This window comes from Stappia sp. TSB10P1A, from assembly GCF_900185725.1.
GTDB lineage: Bacteria > Pseudomonadota > Alphaproteobacteria > Rhizobiales > Stappiaceae > Stappia.
Genome location: NZ_FYAU01000013.1, coordinates 148267 through 165213 on the forward strand (window position 1 = coordinate 148267; position 16947 = coordinate 165213).

At 65.0% G+C, this 16947-nt stretch carries 16 protein-coding genes and 4 tRNA genes; 13 read left to right on the top strand and 7 right to left on the bottom strand.

Features of this window, described 5'->3' with window-relative positions; translation table 11 throughout:
* Positions 1-85 precede the first annotated feature (85 nt).
* Positions 86-868 carry an NAD kinase gene (locus tag TSB10P1A_RS03055; RefSeq protein WP_186386431.1) on the bottom strand — a complete coding sequence of 261 codons (783 nt, stop codon included), beginning with the start codon at positions 866-868 and terminating at the stop codon, positions 86-88.
* A gap of 70 nt (positions 869-938) precedes the next feature.
* Between TSB10P1A_RS03055 and cutA the strand changes: the two genes are divergently transcribed.
* The gene (cutA, locus tag TSB10P1A_RS03060; RefSeq protein WP_244292942.1) at positions 939-1262 is read left to right on the top strand and encodes a divalent-cation tolerance protein CutA; all 324 of its coding nucleotides are present in this window, start codon (positions 939-941) and stop codon (positions 1260-1262) included.
* Positions 1263-1280: 18 nt separating this feature from the next.
* Here cutA and TSB10P1A_RS03065 read toward each other — a convergent pair whose 3' ends face one another.
* The 3 genes from TSB10P1A_RS03065 to TSB10P1A_RS03075 form a co-directional block, all read right to left on the bottom strand.
* Positions 1281-2195, bottom strand: coding sequence for a cytochrome c (locus TSB10P1A_RS03065; protein WP_186386433.1), 915 nt, complete (start codon positions 2193-2195; stop codon positions 1281-1283).
* 109 nt (positions 2196-2304) lie between these two features.
* The gene (locus TSB10P1A_RS03070) at positions 2305-2748 is read right to left on the bottom strand and encodes a cytochrome c (protein WP_186386434.1); all 444 of its coding nucleotides are present in this window, start codon (positions 2746-2748) and stop codon (positions 2305-2307) included.
* Between the two features lie 127 nt (positions 2749-2875).
* Positions 2876-3724, bottom strand: coding sequence for a transcriptional regulator (locus TSB10P1A_RS03075; RefSeq protein ID WP_186386435.1), 849 nt, complete (start codon positions 3722-3724; stop codon positions 2876-2878).
* A gap of 153 nt (positions 3725-3877) precedes the next feature.
* Between TSB10P1A_RS03075 and TSB10P1A_RS03080 the strand changes: the two genes are divergently transcribed.
* Positions 3878-4945: a fatty acid desaturase gene (locus tag TSB10P1A_RS03080; protein WP_186386436.1), complete on the top strand. Its 1068-nt coding sequence runs from the start codon at positions 3878-3880 to the stop codon at positions 4943-4945.
* A 29-nt stretch (positions 4946-4974) separates the two neighbouring features.
* On the opposite strand, the gene TSB10P1A_RS03085 is transcribed toward TSB10P1A_RS03080, so the two are convergent.
* From TSB10P1A_RS03085 to TSB10P1A_RS03095, 3 genes are all read right to left on the bottom strand, one after another.
* Positions 4975-5700: an orotate phosphoribosyltransferase gene (locus tag TSB10P1A_RS03085; RefSeq protein WP_371328910.1), complete on the bottom strand. Its 726-nt coding sequence runs from the start codon at positions 5698-5700 to the stop codon at positions 4975-4977.
* 102 nt (positions 5701-5802) lie between these two features.
* A tRNA-Thr gene (locus tag TSB10P1A_RS03090) sits at positions 5803-5878 on the bottom strand.
* Between the two features lie 91 nt (positions 5879-5969).
* Positions 5970-6998 (bottom strand): RNA methyltransferase, encoded by a 1029-nt coding sequence (locus TSB10P1A_RS03095; protein ID WP_186386437.1) that lies wholly within the window; start codon positions 6996-6998, stop codon positions 5970-5972.
* A gap of 208 nt (positions 6999-7206) precedes the next feature.
* On the opposite strand from TSB10P1A_RS03095, the gene TSB10P1A_RS03100 reads away from it, so the two are divergent.
* The 11 genes from TSB10P1A_RS03100 to rpoB all read left to right on the top strand — a co-directional run bounded on the left by TSB10P1A_RS03100 (position 7207) and on the right by rpoB (position 16846).
* Positions 7207-7291, top strand: a tRNA-Tyr gene (locus tag TSB10P1A_RS03100).
* An 18-nt stretch (positions 7292-7309) separates the two neighbouring features.
* Positions 7310-7383 (top strand) — tRNA-Gly (locus tag TSB10P1A_RS03105).
* A gap of 137 nt (positions 7384-7520) precedes the next feature.
* On the top strand, positions 7521-8696 hold the full coding sequence (gene tuf / locus TSB10P1A_RS03110; protein ID WP_186386438.1) for an elongation factor Tu: 1176 nt from the start codon (positions 7521-7523) through the stop codon (positions 8694-8696).
* Positions 8697-8895: 199 nt separating this feature from the next.
* Positions 8896-8971, top strand: a tRNA-Trp gene (locus TSB10P1A_RS03115).
* Positions 8972-9075: 104 nt separating this feature from the next.
* Positions 9076-9273 carry a preprotein translocase subunit SecE gene (gene secE, locus TSB10P1A_RS03120; RefSeq protein ID WP_067216551.1) on the top strand — a complete coding sequence of 66 codons (198 nt, stop codon included), beginning with the start codon at positions 9076-9078 and terminating at the stop codon, positions 9271-9273.
* A 32-nt stretch (positions 9274-9305) separates the two neighbouring features.
* On the top strand, positions 9306-9836 hold the full coding sequence (gene nusG, locus TSB10P1A_RS03125; protein WP_186386439.1) for a transcription termination/antitermination protein NusG: 531 nt from the start codon (positions 9306-9308) through the stop codon (positions 9834-9836).
* 237 nt (positions 9837-10073) lie between these two features.
* Positions 10074-10505 carry a 50S ribosomal protein L11 gene (gene rplK / locus TSB10P1A_RS03130; RefSeq protein WP_186386440.1) on the top strand — a complete coding sequence of 144 codons (432 nt, stop codon included), beginning with the start codon at positions 10074-10076 and terminating at the stop codon, positions 10503-10505.
* A 4-nt stretch (positions 10506-10509) separates the two neighbouring features.
* Positions 10510-11205, top strand: coding sequence for a 50S ribosomal protein L1 (rplA, locus tag TSB10P1A_RS03135; protein WP_186386441.1), 696 nt, complete (start codon positions 10510-10512; stop codon positions 11203-11205).
* 338 nt (positions 11206-11543) lie between these two features.
* The gene (gene rplJ, locus TSB10P1A_RS03140; RefSeq protein WP_186386442.1) at positions 11544-12062 is read left to right on the top strand and encodes a 50S ribosomal protein L10; all 519 of its coding nucleotides are present in this window, start codon (positions 11544-11546) and stop codon (positions 12060-12062) included.
* Between the two features lie 60 nt (positions 12063-12122).
* Entirely contained in the window at positions 12123-12500 is a 378-nt protein-coding gene (gene rplL, locus TSB10P1A_RS03145) for a 50S ribosomal protein L7/L12 (RefSeq protein ID WP_186386443.1), read from the top strand.
* A 203-nt stretch (positions 12501-12703) separates the two neighbouring features.
* Positions 12704-16846 carry a DNA-directed RNA polymerase subunit beta gene (gene rpoB / locus TSB10P1A_RS03150; RefSeq protein WP_186386444.1) on the top strand — a complete coding sequence of 1381 codons (4143 nt, stop codon included), beginning with the start codon at positions 12704-12706 and terminating at the stop codon, positions 16844-16846.
* The last annotated feature ends 101 nt before the right edge of the window (positions 16847-16947 follow it).

Sequence of the window (16947 nt, forward strand, 5' to 3'; positions counted from 1 at the left end):
TCCAGCGTGAAGTCCATCTCGGAACGTTCGAAAGATTGCACGCAGAACTTAATTATTCGCGAAACAAGGTGTGCTTGCGACCGCGTCAGTAGCGGAACATTTCCGACAGGATACGCTCGTCCCAATTATGGTCGGCATCGAACAGGGCGAGACTGGACGAGGACTTCTCCTCGCGCACGCGGACCTCGATGACGTTGCGGATCTCGGTGTAGTCGGCCGCGGCGCTGACGGGGCGCTTGGCCGCTTCCAGCACGCTGATCCGGACATTTACATAATTCGGGAGGAGTGCCCCGCGCCAACGCCGGGGGCGGAAAGCGCTGATGGGCGTCAGGGCCAGCAACTGCGCGTCGATAGGCAGGATCGGGCCATGCGCCGACAGGTTGTAGGCAGTGCTTCCGGCTGGCGTTGCGACCAGAACGCCGTCGCATACGAGCTCTTCCATGCGCACGCGGTCATCGACCGAAATGCGGAGCTTGGCGGCCTGATGGGTCTGGCGGAGCAGGGAGACCTCGTTGATCGCCAGAGCGGAATGAATGTGGCCAAAGGCGTCGGTGGCTTCCATCACCAGCGGATGGATCCGGCTGACCACCGCGCGGGCGATCCGCTCCGGCAGGTCGTCGTCGCCATATTCGTTCATCAGGAAGCCGACAGAGCCGCGATTGAGTCCGTAGATCGGTTTTCCGGTGTTCATGAAGCGGTGAAGGGTCTGCAACATCAAGCCGTCACCGCCAAGCGCGACGATGACGTCGGCCTGCTTGGGGTCATGTGCGCCATAGCGACGCTGGAGCTGATCGCGGGCACGCTCCGCCTCATCGGTCTCACTTGAGACGAAGGCAAGTTTTTCGATAGTCTGCGGCAGGCGATCCATGCTCCTCACGTAGCACGGGCCGGCGATTTTGGGGACCCGTCTTTTGATGCAGGGCGAAATGGATATCCGGTTGATCTACGCGACTTTTCCCGACACCGACACGGCCCGCGCGGCGGCCCGGAAGCTGGTCGGCGAGGGGCTGGCGGCCTGCGTCAACATGTGGCCGGGCATGACCTCCGTCTATCGCTGGCAGGGGACGCTGGAGGAAGGCCAGGAGGTGGTGTTCCTGGCCAAGACGACACGGTCGCGGGCACGCGAGGCCATCGAGGCGGTCGTGCAGGCGCATCCCTATGACGAGCCGGCGGTGATGCTGTTGCCCGTGGAAGGAGGTAGCGCGTCTTTCCTGGAATGGATCCGCAGGGAGACGGGCAGCGAGGAGTTTGACGGCACCTGACCGGGCGACCGCCTTGCGTCAGGAGCCTCCGGCGGGTATCGGCGCGATTGCTTTCAGATAGGCGCCAACGGCCGCACGGTCCTCCGCCGGGAGCCTTGCCCAGTTCGACTGAACCGAGGCCATGCTGCCGCCGACGCTGTCGAAGTCCGGGGTGAAGCCGCTTTCCAGATAATAGGCGATATCGGCTGCCGACCACGACCCGATCCCCTGCTGCGAGGGGGTGATGTTGGGGATGCTTCCTTCGCCGTCCGGGTTGGGGCCACCGGCCATCCAGCGGGCCGTGTCGAGCCCGCCGAGGACATTGCGGGGCGTGTGACATTCGGCACAATGGCCGGCGCCGGTCACGAGGTAAGCACCGCGTTCCGCCTCCGCTCCGGCATCGGCTGCGAGCGCCGGGGCTTTCGTGTCGAGGAACAGCAGTTTCCACATTCCGAGCGCACTGCGCCAGGAGAAGGGGAAGGCCAGATCGTGGTCCGCTACCTGGTTGTCCGAGGCCGGCAGCGTGTCGAGATAGGCCTTCATGTCGATGAGGTCCTCCGCCTTCATGTTGCGGTAGGAGCCATAGGGAAAGGCCGGGTAGTAGTGCAGGCCCTGCGGCGAGGTGCCGTGGATCATCGCGTTCAGGAAGTCGGTGACGGACCAGCCGCCGATTCCGGCTTCCGAGGGCGAGATGTTGGGCACGCGGAACAGGCCGAAGGGCGTGTTCAACTCTACGCCTCCGGCCAGCACCAGCTTGTCGTCACCGCTCGCGCCGGGCGCGGCGTGGCAGGACGCGCAGCCGCCGGCCCAGAACATCCGCTCGCCATTGACGAGATCCGGCTGGTGCGCGGGAACGGCGGCGGAATCGACCCGCTCGGGCCGGGTGAGATACAGGCCACCGGCGATCAGCAGCAGGAACACGCCGAGGAGGCGGCGGAAGGTGCGGCGGGTCATGGGCTGCTCCGGAACATGTCATGCAAATGGCTGCCGGCCGGCAGAACCGATCCGCGCGCGGAACGGGGGCTCCAGCGCGCGAACCGGCATATTCAAGGCCCTTGTTAGATCAGTTCTTCTTGACGCGGTAGGGCTCGTGGCAGGCGCGGCAGTTCTGGGCGACCGCTCCGAACGCGGGCTTCAGCGCATCGAGGCTCTCGCCGGCCGCCGGGATCGCGGCCATCGCGGCTGTCTGCATGTCGAGAGCGATCTTCTCGAAGCCGGCACGGTCTTCCCAGATCTTCGGCCCGGCCTCGCTGGTCGGCGAATCGGCGCCTTCCGGAAACTGGGTGATGAAGCCGGCCGGTGTGACGAAAAGGACCCGCATCGCCAGGCTTGCGAGTTCCGGGTCATAGGGCATCTCGCCCTTGACCATCTTGCCGAGCACGCCGGTGGCGGCACCGACGGACTTCATCATGGTCTGGCGGATCTCGATGGGATCGGCCGCGGCAAGCGACGTGGTTGCCAACAGCGGCACGAGGATGGCTGCCATGCGAAGGCAGGACTTGAACATGTCGTGATCTCCCTCAGGGTACGGCGCAACGTGCCGCCCGCCGGAAGTGTCGGCGCTTTCCCGCTGGCATCTCAAGATGTCTGATTTCACGAAGACGTGACATTCGCGGTCCTGACTCTAGCTCCCGTCAGCTTGCGGACAGGCTGCTCAGGTGGCCGGCGGCACGATCGGGACCGATGGTCGCTGCTCGGATCAGCATGTCGAAATGGCGGGTGAGGGCACGGATGTGCTCGACGGAGTTCACCACGAGATACAGGGAGCCGAGATAGAGGGCGGCGCGCTGCGGACCGAACACGGTATAGGGCGGCGAGAAGCGGCTGCGCGCGTCATAGAGGAACAGGCGGAAGGTCGGGTAGAGTTCTTCGGTGAGCCGGGCCATGTGGCGCAACTGGTCGCGACGGTCGGAGTCCGCCAAGCCGCTCCAGATGCCGCTGCCCCGGGCGAGCTGCTCAAGTGTCTGCAGCGGCATGCAGACCTCCATGTCGGTTTCCGGTCGGCGCGTATAGGCGAGGAGGCGGCGGCCCTGATCGGCCTTTGCCGCGGCTTTCGCCGTTTCGGGCGAGCCGAACTCGTATGCCAGCACAGCTTCTGTCCGCAGCAAGTCGGGAATGGTGCCGGGAACGTAGCGGATCTTGTAGCCGACCGCCTGCTGGTGCCAGGTTGCCAGCAAAGTCTCGCCTCGGCCGTTGTCCGTCTGTTCGATCTCGAGCGCTGGGGCGATGGCGGCGGCGTCGGAGGCGCTCTGGGTCAGCCCCAGCAGCCAGTCGGTGGTGACGCCCTCCGAACGGGCGATGTCGCACAAGGCTTCGGCGCGCGGCATTCGGGTAGACGCGGCATCGAGGAAATGGCTGAGCGCCGACCGGTCGAGGCCGACCCTGCCGGCGAAGCGGCTGGGAGGCTCGCCGCGCCGGGCCATGAGCAGGCCGAGCCTTTCGCGGAAGACGGCTGCGAGTTCGCGCTTGTCGGTGCCCTTCATCGGCGGATCGTCCTCCCGGAAAATACAGAGAGTTATGTGTCTTTACACCACATGTGTGAAAGTACGCCTCATTCTCTATTTCATGATGAAATCACATTTATCGTTGGATAACGACACATTGTTCCGCGCCTGCAGTTCGCCACTGTCGGGAGCATGACCCAATTCGAGACCCTGCTGAACATCCCCTTTTCCCTGGAGACGCCGATACGCGAGGACCATGGGGACGCCGCCTGCTCTGGAGGCGTCGCTTCGGACGGGGTGGCGGACCATGAGGCGCTCGACTTCGCGGACCCGTTGCTGGTGTCGCGCGCCGTTCTGGAATGGCCGACGCTGGCGCTTGTCGGCGGTGTTCATGCCGCCTTCGCAGGGCTTGTCGTAGCGGCTTCGGCTTCGGCAGGGAGCGGCTGGGAGCTGCTCTTCTGGCTTTGCCTGGTGCCGGTGATCACGCTGCACTCATCGCTGCAGCACGAATTGCTGCATGGGCATCCCTTCCGCACTCCGCGTCTGAACGCCCTGCTCGCCGGATTGCCGCTCGGTCTCTTCGTTCCCTATTGGCGGTTTCGGGCGCTGCATATCGCCCATCACGACGATCCGCGCCTGACCGACCCTTATGAGGATCCCGAGAGCTGGTATCTGCACCCGCGCGACTGGCATGCCGCCGGACGTCTGCGGCGCGCCGTGTTGGCCTTCAACAACACGCTGCTGGGACGGATGTTGATTGGGCCGGCCATCGGCATGACGGGCTTCGTGATCGCCGATTGGCGGCTGGCGCGCAAGGGGCGGGGCGACGTGCTGCGAGCCTGGGGCGAGCATCTGGTGCTCGTGGGCATATTGCTGGCGCTGCTGCGGCTGCTGCCCGGCTTTTCGCTGCCGGTCTATATTGCCGCCTGTTATGGCGCGTGGTCGCTGCTATGCGTGCGCACGTTCCTGGAACACCAGGCGGAGGAGGCGGTCGGACACCGGACGGTGATCATCGAGGACCGGGGGCCGCTTGCCTTCCTGTTCCTCTTCAATTCGCTGCATGCGGTGCATCACCGCTTCCCGGCGGCGCCATGGTACAGGCTGCCGGGGCTCTATCGCCGTCACCGCGCGGCGTTTCGCGCTGGCAATGGCGGCTATGTCTATCGCTCCTATCTGGAGATCGCCCGGCGCCATGCCTTCCGTGCCAAGGAGCCGGTGGAGCATCCGGTCCTGGCGCGGCGGCTGGAGAGCGGGGGGTAGACAAGCGCGAAAAGGGGGCGGGTGCCGCCTCAGACCGAGAATTCGGAAATGCCGCCATGGGCGGCGGACCACTTCAGCGGCTCGTTGAGGAAGGATTCGACGGAGGCGAGCGTCTTCTCGTCGAAATGGTTCTCGTCGCGAGCAACCGCGAGCACGTCGCGCCAGGTGGCGAGGTAATGGAGCGTCAGGCCGTTGCGGGCCATCGCTTCGTAGGTCTGCGGGAAGATGTCGTAGAAGAACAGAACGATGGCGTGGTCGACCTGGGCGCCGGCCTTGCGCAGCGCCTCGGCGAAACGGACCTTGCTGCCGCCGTCGGTGGTCAGGTCCTCGACCAGCAGCACCCGGTCGCCCTCCTTCAGAACGCCTTCGATCTGTGCATCGCGACCGAAGCCCTTCGGCTTCTTGCGAACATATTGCATGGGCAGGCCGAGACGCTCGGCGATCCAGGCGGAGAAGGGAATGCCGGCCGTCTCGCCGCCGGCGACCGCGTCGAGCGATTCGAAGCCGACATTGCGCAGGATGGTGGCGGTGGCGAAATCCATCAGCGTGGCGCGCAGGCGCGGGAAGGAAATCAGCTTGCGACAATCGATATAGACCGGGCTGGCAAGGCCGGAGGTCAGCTTGTAGGGCTCGTCGGCGCGGAAATGGACCGCCTTGACCTCGAGCAGCATCCTGGCCGTCTGGCGTGACACGAAGGCGGGATCCGGGAAACCGATCGGGTTCATGTGCTGTCCTCTCGCTGCTGTATGCGCCATGCGGCGCTCCGCCGGCCCGGCTGCGGTGCGGCCGGGCAAAACCGTTCGACCCGCGATGCGGACCGTGCCGTGTTCGGACTGGAAAACATCGGGGAGAGTGGGTGGTGCCGGCAGCAGGATTCGAACCCGCGACCCCCTGATTACAAATCAGGTGCTCTACCAACTGAGCTATACCGGCAAACGCGGCCCCTGTAGCACGGTTCCGTGCGCCGCGCATCCGCTTTTGCGCCGGTTTCCAGCCGAAATCCCCGATGCAGTCGGCCCTGTCTCTATTTGCCGCCGGCGGCGGGGATCGCGCCTGCGCGCTCCAGCGCCTGCCGGACGATGTAGAGTGACAGCACTGCTGCGTTGGAGACGTTGAGCGAGGCGATGGCGCCCGGCATGTCGAGGCGGGCGAGCGCGTCGCAGGCCTCCCTCACGCCCTGGCGCACGCCCTTGCCTTCGGAGCCGAGCACCAGCAGCACCTTGCCGCCCAGTTCCGTCTCTTCCAAACGTGCCGGGCCCTCGCTGTCGAGGGCGATGGTCTTGAAGCCTGCCTCGCGCATCTCGGTGACGAAGCGCGCCATGTTCTTCACGCGCACATGGCGGACCATGTCGAGCGCGCCTGAGGCGGACTTCGCCAGGACGGGGCCTTCCTCGGGCGCGTGCCGTTCGGTCGTGACCACCGCATCGGCGGCAAGCGCCACGGCTGACCGCAGGATCGCGCCGACATTGTGCGGGTCGGTGATTTGATCGAGCGCCAGCACCAGCCGCGCCTTAGCGAGGTCACGCGCGCCGAAGGCGGGCAGGGGATCGGCTTCCAGCACGGCGCCCTGATGCACCGCGTCGCGCCCGACCAGATGATCGAGCTGGCGCGGATTGACGGTTTCCACGGGAACGTCGAATGCGATGCCGCGCTCGGCCAGGCGGCGCTGGGCGTTCTCGGTCGCGAGCAGCCGGTGGCGCCTGCGGTCGGGATTGCGGAAGGCGGCCTCGATGGTATGAAGGCCATAGAGCAAGACAGGCCCCTCGGCGGCCTCGCCGCCCTGCGGGTGGCGGGCGCGCGGCTTGGCGAAGGGCCGGCGACCGGCGCCGTCATGGGCAGCGCCCTGCGGCGTCTGCCTGGGGCCGCCTTTCCTGGCCTCGCCCTTGGACCACCGGCCGCCGTCGGCCTTTCCTCCGCCCTTCTGCTCGCTCCTTTGCTCGCCTGCGGGGCCGCCCCGCGGCTTGCCGCGCGCGCGCGCCGGGCGCTCGGCGCCGCTGTCTTCGGGACTGGCTTGTGCGCCGGCTGGGCCGGCCGGTGTGTCGGGTCTGGTCATATCCTTGCGATTATCCGCAGGGCGATCCTCCGGCAAGGGGAAAGCGCTGCCGGAAGGGTCGTCGTTTTTGTGTCCAAAGGGGATAAATGGGTGTTGACACCCCCATGCCGGTTCTACATAACACGCGCCACGGGAGCGGCCTCGCGATTGTTTCGCGGGGCGTTTTCGTGAAGCCATCCAGGGCGCTTCGGCGACAGGGCGGTGAAACGGAGGAGTGCCCGAGTGGTTAAAGGGGACGGACTGTAAATCCGTTGGCTTGGCCTACGTTGGTTCGAATCCAACCTCCTCCACCATCCCCCCTGCGGCAGGCGGCGGGTGTAGCTCAATGGTAGAGCAGCAGCCTTCCAAGCTGATGACGAGGGTTCGATTCCCTTCACCCGCTCCACTTTTCGAGTGACGCTGCTGCTCCTGACCAGGCTTTACGACAAACGCGCATGCCCTGCTTAGCATCCACCGCCCTGGGGCGGTCGGGTCTTGATCGAAATGATGGACTTAACCGCAAGTTAACAGAGAGCGACGCCGATGGCGAAAGCAAAGTTTGAGCGGACGAAGCCGCACGTGAACATTGGCACGATCGGCCACGTCGACCATGGCAAGACGACGCTGACGGCGGCGATCACGAAGTTTTTCGGCGAGTTCAAGGCGTATGACCAGATCGACGCGGCGCCGGAAGAGCGGGCCCGCGGCATCACGATCTCGACGGCGCATGTCGAGTACGAGACGGAAGCGCGTCACTACGCTCACGTGGACTGCCCGGGTCACGCCGACTACGTGAAGAACATGATCACGGGTGCGGCGCAGATGGACGGCGCGATCCTGGTCTGCTCGGCGGCCGACGGCCCGATGCCGCAGACCCGCGAGCACATCCTGCTGGCCCGTCAGGTCGGCGTTCCGGCTCTGGTGGTGTTCCTGAACAAGGTCGACCAGGTGGACGATGCGGAGCTGCTCGAGCTGGTCGAGATGGAAGTGCGCGAGCTGCTTTCGTCCTACGAGTTCCCGGGCGACGACATTCCGATCGTTGCCGGTTCGGCGCTTGCGGCTCTCGAGGGTCGCGACGAGGCGATCGGCGAGACGAAGATCCGCGAGCTGATGGCTGCGGTCGACGACTACATCCCGACGCCGGAGCGTCCGGTTGACATGCCGTTCCTGATGCCGATCGAGGACGTGTTCTCGATCTCGGGCCGCGGCACGGTTGTGACGGGTCGCGTCGAGCGCGGCATCGTGAAGGTTGGCGAGGAAGTCGAGATCGTCGGCATCCGCGACACCCGGAAGACGACGGTGACGGGCGTCGAGATGTTCCGCAAGCTTCTGGACCAGGGCCAGGCCGGCGACAACATCGGCGCGCTGATCCGCGGCGTTGGCCGTGAGGACGTGGAGCGCGGTCAGGTTCTGTGCAAGCCGGGTTCGGTGACGCCGCACACGAAGTTCAAGGCCGAGGCCTACATCCTGACGAAGGAAGAGGGTGGCCGTCACACGCCGTTCTTCACCAACTACCGTCCGCAGTTCTACTTCCGCACGACGGACGTGACGGGTGTGGTGTCGCTGCCGGAAGGCACGGAGATGGTGATGCCGGGCGACAACGTGTCGGTCGAGGTCGAGCTGATCGTGCCGATCGCGATGGAAGAGGGCCTGCGCTTCGCGATCCGCGAAGGCGGCCGTACCGTCGGCGCCGGCGTCGTCGCCTCCATCATCAAGTAACCAACAAGGCGGAACGGATACCCCGTTCCCTGCCAGACGGTTCAAGGGCGTCGCCTCCGGGCGGCGCCCTTTGCCGTTTTCGGGGTTCCAGGCCGGCGGGCGCCCGGAAAAACCGCAAGGATGTGAATTATTTGCCGCAAGGTGCATTTCACGCTTGAAGCGGCGGGGAAAGTTATCTAAGTCAGGTCGCGAAAGGTCTAGGGGTGTAGCTCAGTTGGTAGAGCATCGGTCTCCAAAACCGAGGGCCGGGGGTTCGAGTCCCTCCGCCCCTGCCACCTTTGCTCTTGATCGACGGGCCGTTAGGCCTTAATTAGGGCTTTCGACCAAGGCGCGTGGATGATTCCGCGCGCCTGTGCGTCGTGAAAAGACCGGCAGTTGAATGGCGAAATCGAATCCTTTCACGTTTATCGACGAAGTTCGCAAGGAAACGTCGAAGGTGACGTGGCCTACGCGCAGGGAAACCGCAGTGACCACCGTCATGGTGTTCATCATGGTCTTCCTCGCCGCCATCTTCTTTTTGCTCGCCGACTGGCTGATGGGTCAGGGCATCGGCTTGCTCCTGGGTCTCGGCAACTGAGCGGACCTGGTACACAATCGGCTTGAGGGATTATGGCCAAGCGTTGGTATATCGTCCACGCCTACTCGAATTTCGAGAAGAAGGTGGCGGATGCGATTCGGGAAAAGGCGCAGCAGCAGGGGCTTGAGGATCTCTTCGAGGAGATTCTCGTTCCGACTGAGAAGGTCGTCGAGGTGCGGCGGGGCCGCAAGGTCGATGCGGAGCGCAAGTTCTTTCCCGGCTACGTCCTGGTCAAGATGGAGATGACCAACGAGGCGTTCCACCTGATCAAGAACACGCCGAAGGTCACGGGATTCCTCGGCGCCGATCAGAAGCCGGTTCCGATCTCGGATTCCGAGGCGATGCGGATCCTGCACCAGGTGCAGGAGGGCGTCGACCGGCCGAAGCCGTCCGTCAGCTTCGAGATCGGCGAGCAGGTCAGGGTGTCGGACGGCCCCTTTGCCTCGTTCTCCGGCCTCGTCGAGGAAGTGGACGACGAGCGCGCCCGGCTCAAGGTCGCGGTGTCGATCTTCGGCCGCGCGACTCCGGTCGAGCTGGAATACGGACAGGTCGAGAAGCTCTGAGTTTTCCGGTCCGGGGTTTGCCGTTCGGCATCCCGGGCCGTTTGTCGCGTCCGCCGGCCTGTCCGGCGGTTCGGCAAGCCCGGCGATCCGTCGCCGGTGTCCGTCCTGGGCGGACAGACGGGGCAGATCCCCGCTCCCTGGTGGGAGACCTGATGCGATCCCTTCGCCGGACGCATGACGGCCGCACCACCTGATCTGAAGACGCCGGACATCCGGCAGCGCCAGTTGGAGAGACGAATGGCGAAGAAAATCGAAGGTTACATCAAGCTGCAGGTGCCGGCCGGCTCCGCGACCCCGTCGCCGCCGATCGGTCCGGCGCTCGGTCAGCGTGGCCTCAATATCATGGAGTTCTGCAAGGCGTTCAACGCGCAGACCCAGGATATCGAGAAGGGCGCTCCCTGCCCGGTGGTCATCACCTATTACTCCGACCGCTCCTTCACCTTCGTGGTGAAGACGGCTCCGGTCAGCTTCTTCCTGAAGAAGGCCTCCGGCCTGAAGTCCGGGTCGAAGACGCCGGGCAAGGGCGGGTTCGTCGGCAAGGTCACCCGTGACCAGGTCCGCGAGATCGCGGAAGCGAAGATGAAGGACCTGAACGCGAACGACATCGACGCAGCGATGCTGATGGTCGAAGGTTCGGCGCGGTCGATGGGTCTCGAGGTCACGGAGTAAGACGATGGCGAAGGTTGGAAAGCGCATCAAGTCTGCCCGCGAGGGCGTCGACCGCAACAAGCTCTATGCCCTCGACGAGGCGCTGGCGCTGGTCAAGGAACGGGCTACCGCCAAGTTCGACGAGTCCGTCGAGATCGCCATCAACCTCGGCGTTGACCCGCGTCACGCCGACCAGATGGTTCGCGGCGTCTGCGTGCTGCCGAACGGCACGGGCAAGACGGTTCGCGTCGCGGTCTTCGCGCGTGGCGACAAGGCCGATGAGGCCAAGGCGGCGGGCGCGGACATCGTCGGCGCCGAGGAACTGGTCAACGAGGTTCAGGGCGGCAAGATCGATTTTGATCGCTGCATCGCCACGCCGGACATGATGCCGCTGGTCGGTCGTCTCGGCAAGGTGCTCGGCCCGCGCGGTCTGATGCCGAACCCGAAGGTCGGCACCGTGACCCCGGACGTCGCTTCGGCCGTGCGTGACGCCAAGGGCGGCGCCGTGCAGTTCCGCGTCGAGAAGGCCGGTATCATTCACGCCGGCGTCGGCAAGACCTCGTTCGAGGCCGACAAGCTGAGCGAGAATATCAAGGCGATCGTCGATGCGGTGGTCAAGGCCAAGCCGTCGGGTGCCAAGGGCACCTATCTGAAGCGCGTCGCCATCAGCTCGACCATGGGTCCGGGCCTGAAGGTCGATGTCTCGACGGTGACCGCCTGACCCACGGGTCCGCGGCGCGCGTGACGCGCCGCATCACAAGAATTCCGTCCGGCGTGACCGTCGGGCGGATCGCCTGCCGGAGACGGCAGGTGTCCTGTCCGAGACTGCAGGTGCGATCCTGGCTTTTGCCCTGATCGTTTAAGCCCAACGGGCCTGCATAGACGGGTGCGAACCGAAATCACGGCCTAGCCGCCGGTTCGAACCGTTTGTCCTTGCCGCGCCGTCATGGCTCGCGAGGGGGCAGGATCCTCGGTGTTGTCCACCGGTGGTTCCGCAAGGCACCGCCGAGGGGCGGCAGAGACAAACCGGCGGCGCAAGCCGCCAAATGGAGTAGGCAAGTGGAAAGAGCGGAGAAGCGAGAGTTCGTCGCGTCGTTCAACGAGGTGTTGAAGAACACCGGCGTTGTCGTCGTTGCGCACTACGCCGGCCTTTCGGTTGCGGAAATGACGGCCTTCCGGTCGCAGGTCCGTGCCGCCGGAGGTTCGGTCAAGGTCGCCAAGAACCGTCTTGTGAAGCTTGCCCTTCAAGGCACCGAGCTCGAGCACATCTCCGGCCTGTTTGCCGGCCCGACCGTCATCGCCTATTCGGACGATCCGGTCGCCGCCGCCAAGGCCACGGTGGCTTTCGCCAAGACCTCGAACAACCTGGTTGTTCTGGGTGGCGCGCTCGGCACGACCAACCTGAATGCGGACGGGGTCAAGGCGCTTGCCGAGATGCCGTCGCTCGACGAGCTGCGCGCGAAGCTGGTGGGCATGATCCAGACCCCCGCTTCCCGTATCGCCCAGGTTGTCAACGCTCCGGCCGGGCAGCTCGCCCGCGTCTTCGGCGCGTATGCCAAGAAGGACGAAGCCGCATAAGGCGGACCACAATCACACTGTCGAAACCGATCACGGTTCGAACCATAGGGACTTACGAAAATGGCTGATCTCGAGAAGATCGTTGAGGAACTGTCCGCGCTCACCGTCATGGAGGCCGCGGAGCTTTCGAAGATGCTTGAGGAGAAGTGGGGCGTGTCCGCCGCTGCTCCGGTCGCCGTCGCGGCTGTCGCCGGTGGCGCTGCTGCCGCTCCGGCCGAGGAAGAGAAGACGGAGTTCGACGTTGTCCTGGCCGACGCCGGCGACAAGAAGATCAACGTCATCAAGGAAGTGCGCGCGATCACCGGTCTCGGCCTGAAGGAGGCCAAGGACCTGGTCGAGGGCGCTCCGAAGACCGTCAAGGAGGCCGTCTCCAAGGCCGAGGCCGAAGAGCTGAAGAAGAAGCTCGAAGAGGCTGGCGCCAAGGTCGAGCTGAAGTAATCGGGCTTATGCCTGGACACTCCCGGCGCGGTTCGCGCGCCGGGAGTGTAAGTCTGTCGAACCCCGGCGGGACATCCTGACCGGGGTATCAGTCCCTAAAAAGGGGCGGCTGTCCGAAGGGCCGAAAGCGTGGCTGCCATGCTGACGGTTGAGCCGGAACCGGCTTTTCGGAGAGCCGTACCAGATCGAAACGAGGAGCGACAATGGCGCACACGTTCAACGGTCGCAAGCGGGTCCGCAAGGTCTACGGATCGATCCGCGAAGTCGCCGCGATGCCCAATCTCATCGAGGTCCAGAAGGCGTCCTACGACCAGTTCCTGCAAGTCGACAAGCCCGAGGCCGGGCGAGGCGACGAGGGACTGGAGGCGGTGTTCCGCTCCGTCTTTCCGATCTCGGATTTCGCGGGCACGGCGCTGCTCGAATTCGTGTCCTACGAATTCGAGGCGCCGAAGTATGACGTGGAGGAGTGTCGTCAGCGCGGCATGACCTTTGCCGCTCCGCTGAAGGTCACCCTGCGCCTGATCGTGTTCGATGTCGACGAGGACACCGGCGCGAAGTCCGTCAAGGACATCAAGGAGCAGGACGTCTACATGGGCGACATGCCCTTCATGACGGACAACGGCACCTTTGTCGTCAACGGCACCGAGCGCGTCATCGTCTCGCAGATGCACCGCAGCCCCGGCGTGTTCTTCGACCATGACAAGGGCAAGACCCACTCCTCGGGCAAGCTGCTGTTCGCCGCGCGCATCATCCCGTATCGCGGGTCCTGGCTCGACATCGAGTTCGATGCCAAGGACATCGTCCATGCGCGCATCGATCGCCGCCGCAAGATTCCGGTCACTTCGCTGCTGAAGGCCCTCGGCCTCGACGGCGAGGAGATCCTCAACACCTTCTACAAGCGGATCGAGTACACCCGCGACGAGCCGGGCTCCTGGCGCGTTGCGTTTGACGGCGATCGCCTGAAGGGCACCAAGGCGTTCTTCAACCTGATCGACGCCGACAGCGGCGAGATCGTGGTCGAGGCCGGCCGCAAGATCACCGCCCGGACCGTGCGTCAGTTGGCCGACAAGGGCGTGACCGCCCTGAAGGTGATGGACGAGGACCTGCACGGCCAGTATCTGGCCGAGGACATGGTCGATCCGTCCACCGGCGAGATCTACGCCGAAGCCGGCGACGAGCTCAACGAGAAGATCCTCGGCGAGCTGGTCGACCGCGGCTATCACGAGATCGCCGTGCTCGACATCGATCACGTGACGACCGGCGCCTATATCCGCAACACGCTCGCCGTCGACAAGAACGAGACGCGCGAGGACGCGCTGTTCGACATCTACCGCGTGATGCGTCCCGGCGAGCCGCCCACCGTCGAGACTGCGGAGGCGATGTTCGCGTCGCTGTTCTTCGATGCGGAGCGCTACGACCTCTCGGCCGTCGGCCGCGTGAAGATGAACATGCGTCTCGACCTGCAGTGCGAGGACACCGTCCGCACGCTGCGCAAGGAGGATATCCTTGCGGTGATCCGCGAGCTGCTGGAGCTGCGCGACGGCCGCGGCGAGATCGACGACATCGACAATCTCGGCAATCGCCGCGTGCGTTCGGTCGGCGAGCTGATGGAGAACCAGTATCGCGTCGGCCTGCTGCGTATGGAGCGCGCCATCAAGGAGCGCATGTCGTCGGTCGAGATCGACACCGTCATGCCGCAGGACCTGATCAACGCCAAGCCGGCGGCTGCCGCCGTGCGCGAGTTCTTCGGTTCCTCGCAGTTGTCGCAGTTCATGGACCAGACCAACCCGCTGTCCGAGGTCACGCACAAGCGTCGCCTCTCGGCGCTTGGCCCGGGCGGCCTGACGCGCGAGCGCGCCGGGTTCGAGGTGCGCGACGTGCACCCGACTCATTACGGCCGTATCTGCCCGATCGAAACGCCGGAAGGCCCGAATATCGGTCTGATCAACTCGCTCGCGACCTTCGCCCGCATCAACAAGTACGGCTTCATCGAGAGCCCGTATCGCAAGGTGAAGGACGGCCAGGTCACGGCCGAAACCGTCTATCTGTCGGCCATGGAAGAAGCGAAGTATCACATCGCCCAGGCCAATGCCGAGATCGACGAGGACGGGCGTTTCGTCTCCGACCTGATCACCTGCCGCCATGCCGGCGAGAACATGCTGTTGCCGCCCGAGCGCGTCGAGTTCATGGACGTGTCGCCGAAGCAGTTGGTGTCGGTTGCCGCCTCGCTCATTCCCTTCCTGGAGAATGACGACGCCAACCGCGCGCTGATGGGCTCGAACATGATGCGTCAGGCCGTGCCGCTGGTGCGCGCCGAGGCGCCGTTCGTCGGCACCGGCATGGAGCCGGTCGTCGCCCGCGACTCGGGTGCGGCGATCGCCGCGCGCCGGTCGGGCGTCGTCGACCAGGTGGATGCGACCCGTATCGTCATCCGGGCGACGGAGGATCTCGATCCGTCCAAGTCGGGCGTCGACATCTACCAGCTCATGAAGTTCCAGCGGTCCAACCAGAACACCTGCATCAACCAGCGTCCGCTGGTGCGGGTGGGCGACGTGATCACCAAGGGCGACATCATCGCCGATGGTCCGTCCACCGACCTGGGTGACCTGGCGCTCGGCCGCAACGTGCGCGTCGCGTTCATGCCGTGGAACGGCTACAACTTCGAGGACTCGATCCTGCTTTCGGAGCGGATCGTGCGCGACGACGTGTTCACCTCCATCCACATCGAGGAATTCGAGGTGATGGCGCGTGACACGAAGCTCGGGCCGGAGGAGATCACCCGCGACATTCCCAACGTCTCGGAAGAGGCGCTGAAGAATCTCGACGAGGCCGGCATCGTCTATATCGGTGCCGAGCTGAAGCCGGGCGACATCCTGGTCGGCAAGATCACGCCGAAGGGCGAGAGCCCGATGACGCCGGAAGAGAAGCTTCTGCGCGCCATCTTCGGCGAGAAGGCCTCCGACGTGCGCGACACGTCGCTGCGCCTGCCGCCGGGCGTCACCGGGACCGTCGTCGAGGTGCGCGTCTTCAACCGCCATGGCGTGGAGAAGGACGAGCGCGCGATGGCGATCGAGCGCGAGGAGATCGAGCGTCTGGCCAAGGACCGCGACGACGAACAGGCGATCCTCGACCGCAACGTCTATGGCCGCCTGGCCGAGATGCTGCTGGGCAAGGTTGCCGTTGCCGGCCCGAAGCACTTCAAGAAGAACGTCGAGGTTACCGGCGACGTCCTCAACGAGTTCCCGCGCTCGCAGTGGTGGCAGATCGCCGTCGAGGACGAGAAGCTGATGAGCGAGGTGGAGGCACTTCGCGGTCAGTACGACGAGAGCCGCAAGCGGCTCGAGCAGCGCTTCATCGACAAGGTGGAGAAGCTGCAGCGCGGCGACGAACTGCCGCCGGGCGTCATGAAGATGGTGAAGGTCTTCGTCGCTGTGAAGCGCAAGATCCAGCCGGGCGACAAGATGGCCGGCCGTCACGGCAACAAGGGCGTGGTGTCGAAGATCAACCCGATCGAGGACATGCCGTTCCTGGCGAACGGCGACCATGTCGACATCGTGCTGAACCCGCTCGGCGTGCCGAGCCGCATGAATGTCGGTCAGATCCTCGAGACGCATCTCGGCTGGGCCTGCGCCGGCATGGGCAAGAAGATCGGCGACCTGTACGAGGAGTACAAGCGGTCGGGCAAGATCGAGGCGCTCAAGGGCGAGATCGTCGAGGTGTTCGGCGACAACCTGAAGGGCGAACCGGTCAAGGATTACGATGACGAGTCCGTCATCCGCCTGGCCGAGCAGCTCAAGACCGGCGTGCCGATCGCGACCCCGGTGTTCGACGGTGCGCGCGAGCCGGATATCGTCCGCATGCTGGAGCAGGCCGGCTACAAGGGGTCGGGCCAGTCGACCCTTTATGACGGCCGCACCGGCGAGGAGTTCGACCGCCAGGTCACGGTGGGCTACATCTATATGCTGAAGCTCCACCACCTGGTCGACGACAAGATCCATGCCCGTTCGATCGGCCCGTACTCGCTCGTGACCCAGCAGCCGCTGGGTGGCAAGGCGCAGTTCGGTGGCCAGCGCTTCGGCGAGATGGAGGTCTGGGCGCTGGAAGCTTACGGCGCCGCCTACACCCTGCAGGAGATGCTGACGGTCAAGTCGGACGACGTCGCCGGCCGTACCAAGGTCTACGAGGCGATCGTGCGCGGCGACGACACGTTCGAGGCAGGCATTCCGGAGAGCTTCAACGTTCTCGTGAAGGAAATGCGCTCGCTCGGACTGAACGTCGAGCTCAGGGAAGACAAGGTACAGTTGCCCGCCGATCCGGGCGTTCCGGCGGTCGATGCGGCGGAGTGATCTCCCGCGTATGACGACCACCGCAGACACACGATGCCGCATTGCCGGAGCGGGGAGCAGGGCACAGGCCCTGCTTCCCTTCCGTGCATTCGAGGAGAGAG

Coding starts and splice junctions, on each gene's coding strand:
- TSB10P1A_RS03055 (WP_186386431.1), bottom strand. CDS start 868: ATGGATCGCCTGCCGCAGACTATCGAAAAACTTGCCTTCGTCTCAAGT.
- TSB10P1A_RS03065 (WP_186386433.1), bottom strand. CDS start 2,195: ATGACCCGCCGCACCTTCCGCCGCCTCCTCGGCGTGTTCCTGCTGCTG.
- TSB10P1A_RS03070 (WP_186386434.1), bottom strand. CDS start 2,748: ATGTTCAAGTCCTGCCTTCGCATGGCAGCCATCCTCGTGCCGCTGTTG.
- TSB10P1A_RS03075 (WP_186386435.1), bottom strand. CDS start 3,724: ATGAAGGGCACCGACAAGCGCGAACTCGCAGCCGTCTTCCGCGAAAGG.
- TSB10P1A_RS03080 (WP_186386436.1), top strand. CDS start 3,878: ATGACCCAATTCGAGACCCTGCTGAACATCCCCTTTTCCCTGGAGACG.
- TSB10P1A_RS03085 (WP_371328910.1), bottom strand. CDS start 5,700: ATGGCGCATACAGCAGCGAGAGGACAGCACATGAACCCGATCGGTTTC.
- TSB10P1A_RS03095 (WP_186386437.1), bottom strand. CDS start 6,998: ATGACCAGACCCGACACACCGGCCGGCCCAGCCGGCGCACAAGCCAGT.
- tuf (WP_186386438.1), top strand. CDS start 7,521: ATGGCGAAAGCAAAGTTTGAGCGGACGAAGCCGCACGTGAACATTGGC.
- secE (WP_067216551.1), top strand. CDS start 9,076: ATGGCGAAATCGAATCCTTTCACGTTTATCGACGAAGTTCGCAAGGAA.
- nusG (WP_186386439.1), top strand. CDS start 9,306: ATGGCCAAGCGTTGGTATATCGTCCACGCCTACTCGAATTTCGAGAAG.
- rplK (WP_186386440.1), top strand. CDS start 10,074: ATGGCGAAGAAAATCGAAGGTTACATCAAGCTGCAGGTGCCGGCCGGC.
- rplA (WP_186386441.1), top strand. CDS start 10,510: ATGGCGAAGGTTGGAAAGCGCATCAAGTCTGCCCGCGAGGGCGTCGAC.
- rplL (WP_186386443.1), top strand. CDS start 12,123: ATGGCTGATCTCGAGAAGATCGTTGAGGAACTGTCCGCGCTCACCGTC.
- rpoB (WP_186386444.1), top strand. CDS start 12,704: ATGGCGCACACGTTCAACGGTCGCAAGCGGGTCCGCAAGGTCTACGGA.